Raw genomic sequence first — 9,365 nt, forward strand, 5'->3', positions numbered from 1 at the left:
CCCATGGCACGTGCCGTTTCACCCCGCCGTAAATTGATCACAACTGTCGCCGCCTGGGCGGTGTCGCTGCTGATCTTCTTTCCCGTCCTGTGGATGATCCTGACCAGCTTCAAGACCGAAGCTTCGGCCGTTGCATCGCCCCCCCAACTGTTCACCGCCGACTGGACATTGCAGAACTATAGCGATGTCTGGGCGCGGTCAGATTACCCGCGGTTCTTCTGGAACTCTGTCGTGATCTCGGTCGGCTCTACCCTGCTGGGTCTGGCCATCGCCATTCCCGCCGCCTGGTCCATGGCCTTTGTGCCCGGTCGCAAGACCAAAGACCTGCTGATGTGGATGCTTTCGACCAAGATGATGCCCGGCGTTGCCGTGCTGATCCCGCTGTATCTGCTGTTTCAGCGGACCGGCCTGTTCGACACCAAGATCGGCCTTGTTCTGGCGCTGATGCTGATGAACCTGCCGATCATCGTCTGGATGCTTTACACCTACTTCAAGGAAATCCCGTCGGAAATTCTTGAAGCCTCGCGGATGGACGGCGCCAGCCTGTGGAAAGAGGTGGTCTATGTCCTCACTCCCATGGCTATTCCGGGCATCGCCTCGACCCTGCTGTTGAATGTGATCCTGGCCTGGAACGAAGCGTTCTGGACCATCACGCTGACCACCACCAAGGCAGCCCCCCTGTCGGCCTTTATCGCCAGTTTCTCGGCGCCGCAGGGCCTTTTCTACGCGAAACTCTCGGCGGCCTCGACCATGGCCATTGCGCCGATCCTTATCCTTGGCTGGTTCAGCCAGAAGCAACTCGTCCGCGGTCTGACATTCGGCGCGGTGAAGTGAGGTTCCCATGGGCAAGATTACTCTGACACAAGTCCGCAAGTCGTTTGGCGAAACCCATGTCATTCCTGGGATCGACCTGAACATCGAACACGGCGAATTCGTCGTTTTCGTCGGCCCCTCGGGCTGCGGGAAATCCACCCTTCTGCGGTTGATCGCCGGGCTGGAGGATATTTCCGGCGGCAAGATCGAGATCGACGGCACTGACGCGACCGACCTGCCTCCCGGCAAGCGGGGTCTGGCGATGGTGTTCCAAAGCTACGCGCTTTATCCGCATATGTCGGTCAAGAAGAACATCGCCTTCCCGCTGAAAATGGCAGGCATGGACGAGGCGGCGATCGAGGCCAAGGTGCAAAGCGCCGCCAAGATCCTGAACCTTGCCAACTATCTGGAGCGCAAGCCCGGCCAGCTTTCGGGCGGGCAGCGCCAGCGCGTCGCCATCGGCCGCGCCATCGTGCGCGAACCGGCGGCCTTCCTGTTCGACGAACCGCTGTCGAACCTGGATGCCGCGCTGCGCGTGACGATGCGGCAGGAAATTTCCGAGCTGCACCAGAAACTTGCCACCACCATGATCTATGTGACCCATGATCAGGTCGAGGCGATGACCATGGCCGACAAGATCGTGGTTCTGAACGCAGGCCGGATCGAACAGGTCGGCGCGCCGCTGGAGCTGTACAACCATCCGCAGAACCTGTTCGTCGCCGGCTTCATCGGCAGCCCCAAGATGAACCTGATCACGGGGGCCGAGGCGCAAAAGCACGGCTGCACCACCTTGGGCGTGCGTCCCGAGTATATCGAGGTTTCGGCCGATGGCCCTTGGCAGGGCACCATCGGTCTGGCCGAACATCTGGGGTCGGATACCTTCCTCAAGGTCGATGTGCCGGGTATCGGCATGCTGACCGTGCGCGGCTCGGGCGAGATGCACCTGCACCACGGCAACCAGATCCGTCTGGGGCCGCAGGCGGGCAAGATCTATCGGTTCGGACCCGACGGTAAGGCCCTGTGATGCGGCTGAAAGGCAAATCGGCCCTGATCACCGGGGCGGCACGCGGCATCGGGCTTGAATTTGCCCGCGCCTATATTGCCGAAGGCGCCACTGTGGCCTTGGCCGACATCAACGCCGAGGCGGTGGCGAAAGCCGCCGCCGCCCTTGGCCCGCAGGCAGTTGCGGTGCAGATGGATATTACCCGGCAAGACAGCATTGATGCGGGCTTTGCCGATGCCATCGCCAAGATGGGCAAGCTGGACATTCTGGTGAACAACGCGGCCCTCTTCACCGCCGCGCCCATCGCCGAGATTACCCGCGCCGACTATGACAAGCTGTTCGCCGTGAACGTGGCGGGCACCCTGTTTTGCATGCAGGCCGCCGCCAACCACATGATCGCCCGCGGTCAGGGTGGCAAGATCATCAACATGGCAAGCCAAGCGGGGCGCCGGGGTGAAGGGCTGGTGGCAGTCTACTGTGCCACCAAGGCCGCCGTGATCAGCCTGACCCAAAGCGCGGGCCTTGGCCTGATCCAGCATGGCATCAACGTAAACGCCATCGCCCCCGGCGTGGTGGATGGCGAACATTGGGACGGGGTGGACGCCTTCTTTGCCAAGTACGAAGGCAAGGCCCCCGGCCAAAAGAAACGTGAAGTCGGCAATGCCGTGCCTTTTGGCCGCATGGGCACCGCCGCAGATCTGACCGGCATGGCGGTATTCCTCGCCACGCCAGAAGCTGAATATATCGTCGCCCAATGCTTCGGCGTGGACGGCGGCAACTGGATGGCATGACCATGACCAAAGCATCGCTTCCCGCCTATGACCGCAAGTCGCTGACGCCCGGCATCGTCCATATCGGCCTTGGCAACTTTCACCGCGCGCATATGGCCGTCTATCTGGACGACCTGTTCGCCCTTGGCGAAAGCCATGATTGGGCAATCATCGGCGCGGGCGTGCGCGCGCCCGACGCCAAGATGCGCGATGCGCTGAAAGGGCAGGATTGCCTGTCCACCATCATCGAGTTGGACCCAAAGGGCAAATCGGCCCGCCGCATCGGCGCGATGATCGACTTTGTTCCGGTTGATCCCACCAACGCCCCCCTGATCGCCGCCATGACCCGGCCCGAGATTCGCATCGTCTCGCTGACGGTGACCGAGGGCGGCTATTACATCAACGCCGCCACCGGCAGCTTTGACCCAAGCCACCCCGACATTGCCGCTGACGGCAAAACCCCCGGCAAACCCACCACCGCCTTTGGCGCCATTGTCGCCGCGCTCAAGGCCCGCAAGGCCGCTGGCATTCCGCCCTTTACCGTGATGAGCTGCGACAACCTGCCCGGCAACGGCCATGTGACCGAAGCTGCGGTGATCGGCACCGCCCGCCTGTCAGACCCGGCCTTTGCCGACTGGATCGCGGCAAATGTTGCCTTCCCGAACGGCATGGTGGACCGCATCACGCCCGCCACTGGCCCGCGTGAGCGTGCGATGGCCGCCAGCTTTGGCCTGGCCGATGATCCAGTACCCGTCACCTGCGAACCCTTCCGCCAATGGGTGGTCGAGGACAATTTTCCCCAAGGCCGCCCGGCCCTGGAAAAGGTGGGCGTCACCTTCACCCCCCATGTTCATGCCTATGAGATGATGAAAATCCGCATTCTCAACGGCGGCCATGCCACCATCGCCTATCCCGGCGGGCTGATGGACATTGAATATGTGCATGAGGCGATGGCCAACCCGCTGATCTCGGGCTTTCTGAACAAGGTGGAACGGGAAGAGGTCATCCCCTACGTCCCGCCCGTGCCTAACACCGATATCGGCGAGTATTTCACGTTGATCCATCATCGGTTCTCGAATCCCGAAGTGGCCGATACCGAACGCCGCCTGTGCCTTGACGGGTCGAACCGCCAGCCCAAGTTCATCATTCCGTCGTTGCGCGATGCACTGGCTGCGGGCGGCAAGATCGAAGGCCTGTCGCTGGTGTCCGCCCTGTGGTGCCGTTACTGCGCCGGCACCACCGACAGCGGCACCCATATCGAGCCGAACGACCCGAACTGGGACGTGCTGCACCCCCTTGCCCTGAAAGCAAAAGACACCCCCGATGCCTGGCTGGGCATGAAGGAAATCTATGGCGATCTTGCCGGGAATGATGCGTTCCGCGCGGCCTTCGGGGCGGCGCTGAACAGCCTGTGGACCAAAGGCACCAAAGCCACGTTGCAGGCCTATATCTCCTGATCACTCCGGCAGGAACTTGCGGCGGCGCCCCCCAGGTGCCGCCGTTTTTTATTGCGCGCAAGTTCCCCGGCCCGGCGGGAACAAACAGAAAGGCCGCCAAGGGTTTCCCCAAGGCGGCCTGAAACTGTCTCGCGCGCAGCGATCAGCCCTGACGGGCCTTGTAGCGCTTTTGCGTCTTGTTGATCACATAGACGCGGCCTTTACGGCGCACGACCTGGCAATCGCGGTGACGCGTCTTCAGCGAGCGGAGCGAGTTGGCAACCTTCATGGTCGTCTCCCGATGTCGCGGCGCATCACGCGCCAGATGAAAACCCATGCCTTCCGAAGAAAGCGGCGAATGGTGGGCGGTACTGGGATCGAACCAGTGGCCACTACGATGTCAACGTAGTGCTCTACCGCTGAGCTAACCGCCCACGCTACCTGTGTGATCCCGCCCCGAACAAAAAGGACGCGGGGCGAAACCGCGTCGGTCTCGGCGGCTATAAACAGAGTCGCATCCGGGTTCAAGGGGTTTCGATAAGGGTTTCGACGGGCGCTTTTTTCCGACTATAACAAAACTGACAAGGAAGGCCGCCATGACCGAAACCTATCGTCTTTTCCGCCCCGCTCGGCAAGAAACCTCGGTAATCTTCGCCTCGCCCCATTCCGGGCGCGACTATCCACCCACCTTCATTTCACGCACGATTCTGGACCTGCAAACCCTGCGCTCTTCCGAAGATGCGTTTGTCGATGACCTGTTCGCCCCAGCCGTGGCCCATGGTGCCCTGCTGCTGTCCGCGCGAACCCCGCGCGCCTTTGTCGATTTCAACCGCGCCCCGGATGAACTGGACCCTGCCCTGATCGACGGCATCGCCCGCGCGCCGCACAATCCGCGGGTTTCCTCTGGCCTTGGGGTGATTCCCCGCGTGGTCTCGGGCGCGCGCGCGATCTATCGCGGCAAGCTGTCACTGGCCGAGGCCGAGGCGCGGATTTCCGGCCATTGGACGCCCTATCACCATGCCTTGCGTGATCTGATGGACCAGACCCACGCCACCTTTGGTCAGGCCATCCTGATCGACTGTCATTCGATGCCGCATGAGGCGCTGGAAGGCCAGTTGCGCCCCGGCCAGTTACGCCCCGATGTGGTTCTGGGCGACCGCTTTGGCGCCGCCGCCGCCAGCCCGATCGTGCAGCAGATAGAGGCCGCCTTTACCACCGCCGGTCTGCGAGTTGCGCGCAACACCCCCTTTGCCGGGGCCTTTGTCGCGCAGTCCTATGGCCGCCCCTCGGGTGGGCGCCATGTGATTCAGGTCGAGATTGATCGCGGCCTTTACATGGATGAAACCCGGATCGAGCCGCATTCCGGCTTCGCCCGGTTCCAGAACCTGATCGAAGGCGTCATCGCCGAGATTGCCGCCATCGGTCGCCCCGCCAGCCTGACCCTTGCCGCCGAATGATCAGCGCAAGGAGCGGCCCTTGATGATCGCCCCCGCGCCGAACCGGGCGCGGATGGCATCGGTCGCCCGCTCTGCCTTGGCCCGCTGCCCGGCATCTGGGTCCAACAGGTCGCGCGACAAGTCAGCCGCTGCCTCGGGCGCGAGGTCGGAAATGCCGACCCCGATCAGCCGGAAAGGCCCCACCACCCCGGCATGATCGAACAGCTCTTTTGCGGCGCGGTAGATGCGGTCGGTCAACTGGGTGGGATCGGGCAGCGAATGGCGGCGGGTGACAAGTTGAAAGTCGCCCCGCTTCAGTTTCAGCGTCACGGTGCGCCCCGACAGGGCCTTGGCCTTGGCGCGGTCGGCCACCTGCTCGGCCAGCCGCCAGATATGGCCGTCCAGAATATCGGGGTCGACGGTATCTTCAAAGAACGTCGTCTCTTTGGAAATCGACTTCAGCCCCGCATCCCGGCTGACCCGTCGCCGGTCTTCTCCGCGCGCCAGATGGTACAGGCGTTCGCCCATCTGACCAAACCGGGCCATCAGGTCTTGACGGTCCCAGCGCAGCAGATCGGCGATGCCCCGGATGCCCGCTTTTTCCAGCGCGGCCTGCGTGGCGGTGCCCACGCCCCAGATGACCCGAACCGGCTGACGCGCCAGAAATGCCTGCGTCTCGGCCTGCCCGATCACCGAAAAGCCGCGCGGCTTATCAAGGTCTGACGCGATCTTGGCCAGAAACTTGTTGTGCGACAACCCGACAGAGCCGGTCAGGCCCAGTTCGTCCTCCATCCGCTTTGTCAGGCGGGCCAGCATGACCGCGGGGGGCGCGCCATGCAGCCGGGTGGTGCCGGTCAGATCCAGAAACGCCTCGTCCAGCGACAGGGGTTCGATGGCGGGCGTCATTTCTTCCATCATCGCCCGGATGGCGCGGCTGGCCTCGATATAGGCGCTGAACCGGGGCTTCACCACCACCGCCTCGGGGCAGAGTTTCAGGGCCTGAAACATCGGCATCGCGGATCGCACGCCCTTGATGCGGGCAAGGTAGCAGGCGGTTGAAACCACCCCCCGCTGCCCGCCGCCGACGATGACCGGCTTGTCGCGCAGATCAGGATTGTCACGCTTTTCCACCGAGGCATAAAAGGCGTCGCAGTCCATATGGGCGATGGAAAGCTGATCAAGCTCCGGGTGCGCGACGATACGGGGCGACCGGCAGGCGGGGCAGCGGGCGCCCGTCTGGAAAGGGGTCAGGCAATCGCGGCACAGGGCGGGCATGGCCGCAGGATAGCATGATCATCTACAAGGCGGGAGGCCTTGCCGATGCGCGGGTTCTTGCGCGCGGAGCTTTAACAGTGCAGCCTGTGCGCAAGAGATTTTCAGGAGGTTCACATGCCGTTTGAGGGAATGTCCGGGGGCAATGCCGTATTTCTGGCGCTTGCCATTCTGGTGATCGTTGCGATCTTCAAGGCGGTGCGGATCGTGCCGCAATCAGAGAAATATGTGGTCGAACGCTTCGGGCGGCTGCATGCCGTGCTGGGGCCGGGCATCAACTTTACCGTGCCGTTTCTGGACCGGGTGGCGCATAAGATCACCATTCTGGAGCGCCAGTTGCCGACCGCCAGCCAGGATGCCATCACCGCCGACAACGTGTTGGTAAAGGTGGAAACCAGCGTCTTCTACCGCATCACGGAACCGGAAAAGACCGTATACCGCATCCGCGATGTCGATGGTGCGATTGCCACCACCGTGGCGGGGATCGTGCGGTCCGAGATTGGCAAGCTGGAGCTGGATCAGGTGCAGTCGAACCGCGCGCAACTGATCGAACGGGTGCGCGATCAGGTCACGGCGATGGTCGATGACTGGGGGGTCGAGGTGACGCGGGCCGAGATTCTGGACGTCAATCTGGATGAACAGACCCGCGCCGCGATGTTGCAGCAGTTGAACGCTGAACGTGCCCGCCGCGCGCAGGTGATGGAGGCCGAGGGGCGCAAACGCTCGGTGGAGCTGTCGTCGGATGCCGAGTTGTATGCCGCCGAGCAACAGGCCAAGGCCCGGCGGATCACTGCGGATGCCGAGGCTTATGCCACCGGCGTGATTGCGGTGGCGATCAAGGAAAACGGGCTGGAGGCGGCGCAGTTTCAGGTGGCGCTGAAGCAGGTGGAGGCCTTGCAGGCCGTCGCCTCGGGCAATGGCAAGCAGACCATCCTGATCCCGGCCAACGCGCTGGAGGCGTTTGGCGATGCGTTCAAGATGCTGAAGGGGAAGGCATAAAGTGATGTGGACGGTGTGGTGGGTCTGGATGGTGGCGGGCCTTGTTCTGGGCGTCCTGGAAATTCTGGCACCCGGCTTCATCTTTCTGGGCTTTGCGGTCGGCGCGTTCCTGACTGGGGTCTTGCTGGTTATTGGCGTGCTGGGTGGCAGCGTGCCGGTACTTCTGGTGGTGTTTGCCGTGCTGTCGCTGCTGGCTTGGCTGGTGCTGCGGCGCACGATGGGCGTGCAGAAGCATCAGGTGAAAATCTGGACCAAGGACATCAATGATCACTAACGCCTTTGCGGGCGCCAAGGTGGCCTTGCTATGTCAGGGCCGCATCCTGACCTATCTGCGCGATGATCGGCCGGGGCTGCCCTGGGCCGGGTTGTGGGACTTGCCGGGTGGCGGGCGCGAAGGCGGCGAAAGCCCGGTGGACTGCCTGCTGCGCGAGGTTCGGGAGGAGTTCGGGTTGCGCCTGCTGTCCCAGCGGCTGATCTGGTCGCGCGCGTTCCCGTCGATGAATGATCCGGCGCAGGCGGGGTGGTTCTTTGCCGGGCACATCACGTCGCACGAGATTGCCGCAATCCGCTTTGGCAACGAAGGCCAGCGGTGGCAGATGGTGGCACTTGACCTCTGGCTGGCGCGGGCCGACGCTGTAGGCCCGTTGCAGGCGCGCACCGCGATTGCACTGTCAGAAATTTCCTTGCCGGAGATGCCCCTTGACTGACCGCCTTCATGCTGCCCTTGCCGCGATTGATACCGCCAATGCCGCCGATCCCAACATGGAAATGGACCTGCCCGCCGCGCTGCTTTACGGCCAGCGCATGACGGCGGAACTGCACCGGCTCTTTCCGGACGCCCCGGATGTGCTGCGCATCGCGGCCCATGGCCAGCATGTAGAACGGTGGTTACTGCCCCGCCATGACTATCCAGAAGGCAAGGCAGGCTATTTGGAATGGCGGCGCGAACAGGGGCGCAGGCATGGGGCACGGGTGGCGGGGATCATGGCCGACGCGGGCTATGATGCCGCAGATTGCGACCGGGTGCAGGTGCTGTTACGCAAGGAAGGCATCAAGCGTGACCCGCAAGTACAGGCGCTGGAGGATGTGATCTGTTTCGTCTTTCTACGCTGGTATTTCGAAGGCTTTGCCAATGGACGGGCCGCAGCAGAGGTGCTGGACATCGTGCAAAAGACGGCGCGCAAGATGTCAGACGAAGGACGTGCCCGGGTGCTGGCAGAGTTTCCCTTGCCCGAGGATCTGGCGGCGGCGTTCCGGGCCTGACCCCGGTGGCCCCGCCCCGGCATCGCCCTGCCTTTGTGCGCGCGAGTTCACTCTGGGTTTAAAGTGAGGCAGGAGGTGTCGCATCGGGAAGCGGTCCAGAGTGATCTGAAACATTTGGGGCGTGCAAGAACGCCTTGCGCCCCTTGGCACACCCAATCCTTGCCCCCCCCTCTTCCGCGATACGCATGACCTTGGGCCGTCTCATCCGGCATGATCAGGTCACACCCGCCGCACCACGCTGGCTTGGCCATTGACCTGCCCCCCGGTCGTCCCTCGTTCATAACGAGAGTCCTTGGGGTTGATAGTGGTCGGTTTCGGGTTGGGCAAGCGCGCCGGGCGCGGAGCCCTCAGATTGCTCAAGCGCCCGGCGCGC

At 63.1% G+C, this 9,365-nt stretch carries 11 protein-coding genes and 1 tRNA gene; 9 read left to right on the plus strand and 3 right to left on the minus strand.

Annotated features, from left to right (window positions below):
• The first annotated feature begins 3 nt into the window (after positions 1-3).
• The 4 genes from JI744_RS18730 to JI744_RS18745 are packed head-to-tail and all read left to right on the plus strand — an operon-like array spanning position 4 to position 4,043.
• Complete coding sequence (locus tag JI744_RS18730) at positions 4-834, plus strand: carbohydrate ABC transporter permease (RefSeq protein ID WP_202662708.1); 831 nt, start codon at positions 4-6, stop codon at positions 832-834.
• A gap of 7 nt (positions 835-841) precedes the next feature.
• Positions 842-1,837, plus strand: a complete 996-nt coding sequence (locus JI744_RS18735; RefSeq protein ID WP_202662709.1) for an ABC transporter ATP-binding protein — start codon at positions 842-844, stop codon at positions 1,835-1,837.
• Entirely contained in the window at positions 1,834-2,607 is a 774-nt protein-coding gene (locus JI744_RS18740) for an L-iditol 2-dehydrogenase (protein ID WP_328757584.1), read from the plus strand. The genes JI744_RS18735 and JI744_RS18740 overlap by 4 nt, the downstream gene beginning before the upstream one ends.
• 2 nt (positions 2,608-2,609) lie before the next feature.
• Positions 2,610-4,043 carry a mannitol dehydrogenase family protein gene (locus JI744_RS18745; RefSeq protein WP_202662711.1) on the plus strand — a complete coding sequence of 478 codons (1,434 nt, stop codon included), beginning with the start codon at positions 2,610-2,612 and terminating at the stop codon, positions 4,041-4,043.
• Between the two features lie 142 nt (positions 4,044-4,185).
• Here the strand turns inward: JI744_RS18745 and ykgO are convergent, their stop codons facing one another.
• Both ykgO and JI744_RS18755 read right to left on the minus strand, forming a co-directional pair.
• A complete protein-coding gene (gene ykgO / locus JI744_RS18750; protein WP_023666132.1) occupies positions 4,186-4,311 on the minus strand; it encodes a type B 50S ribosomal protein L36 in 126 nt (41 codons plus the stop codon).
• Positions 4,312-4,381: 70 nt separating this feature from the next.
• Positions 4,382-4,456 (minus strand) — tRNA-Val (locus tag JI744_RS18755).
• Positions 4,457-4,618: 162 nt separating this feature from the next.
• Here JI744_RS18755 and JI744_RS18760 point away from each other — a divergent pair.
• Positions 4,619-5,479 carry an N-formylglutamate amidohydrolase gene (locus JI744_RS18760; RefSeq protein ID WP_202662712.1) on the plus strand — a complete coding sequence of 287 codons (861 nt, stop codon included), beginning with the start codon at positions 4,619-4,621 and terminating at the stop codon, positions 5,477-5,479.
• Here the strand turns inward: JI744_RS18760 and JI744_RS18765 are convergent, their stop codons facing one another.
• Positions 5,480-6,733: a DNA polymerase IV gene (locus tag JI744_RS18765; RefSeq protein ID WP_202662713.1), complete on the minus strand. Its 1,254-nt coding sequence runs from the start codon at positions 6,731-6,733 to the stop codon at positions 5,480-5,482.
• A gap of 114 nt (positions 6,734-6,847) precedes the next feature.
• Here JI744_RS18765 and JI744_RS18770 point away from each other — a divergent pair, with 114 nt between their 5' ends.
• Genes JI744_RS18770 through JI744_RS18785 form a run of 4 tightly spaced genes read left to right on the plus strand, consistent with a single transcriptional unit; the run spans position 6,848 to position 8,992 of the window.
• Complete coding sequence (locus tag JI744_RS18770) at positions 6,848-7,729, plus strand: SPFH domain-containing protein (RefSeq protein WP_202662714.1); 882 nt, start codon at positions 6,848-6,850, stop codon at positions 7,727-7,729.
• Between the two features lies 1 nt (position 7,730).
• Positions 7,731-8,003 (plus strand): NfeD family protein, encoded by a 273-nt coding sequence (locus JI744_RS18775; RefSeq protein WP_202662715.1) that lies wholly within the window; start codon positions 7,731-7,733, stop codon positions 8,001-8,003.
• Positions 7,993-8,436 carry an NUDIX hydrolase gene (locus JI744_RS18780; protein ID WP_202662716.1) on the plus strand — a complete coding sequence of 148 codons (444 nt, stop codon included), beginning with the start codon at positions 7,993-7,995 and terminating at the stop codon, positions 8,434-8,436. Before JI744_RS18775 ends, JI744_RS18780 begins: the two co-directional genes overlap by 11 nt.
• Entirely contained in the window at positions 8,429-8,992 is a 564-nt protein-coding gene (locus JI744_RS18785) for a DUF4202 domain-containing protein (RefSeq protein WP_202662717.1), read from the plus strand. The genes JI744_RS18780 and JI744_RS18785 overlap by 8 nt, the downstream gene beginning before the upstream one ends.
• The last annotated feature ends 373 nt before the right edge of the window (positions 8,993-9,365 follow it).

The organism is Fuscibacter oryzae (assembly GCF_016765795.1).
Classification (GTDB): domain Bacteria; phylum Pseudomonadota; class Alphaproteobacteria; order Rhodobacterales; family Rhodobacteraceae; genus Fuscibacter; species Fuscibacter oryzae.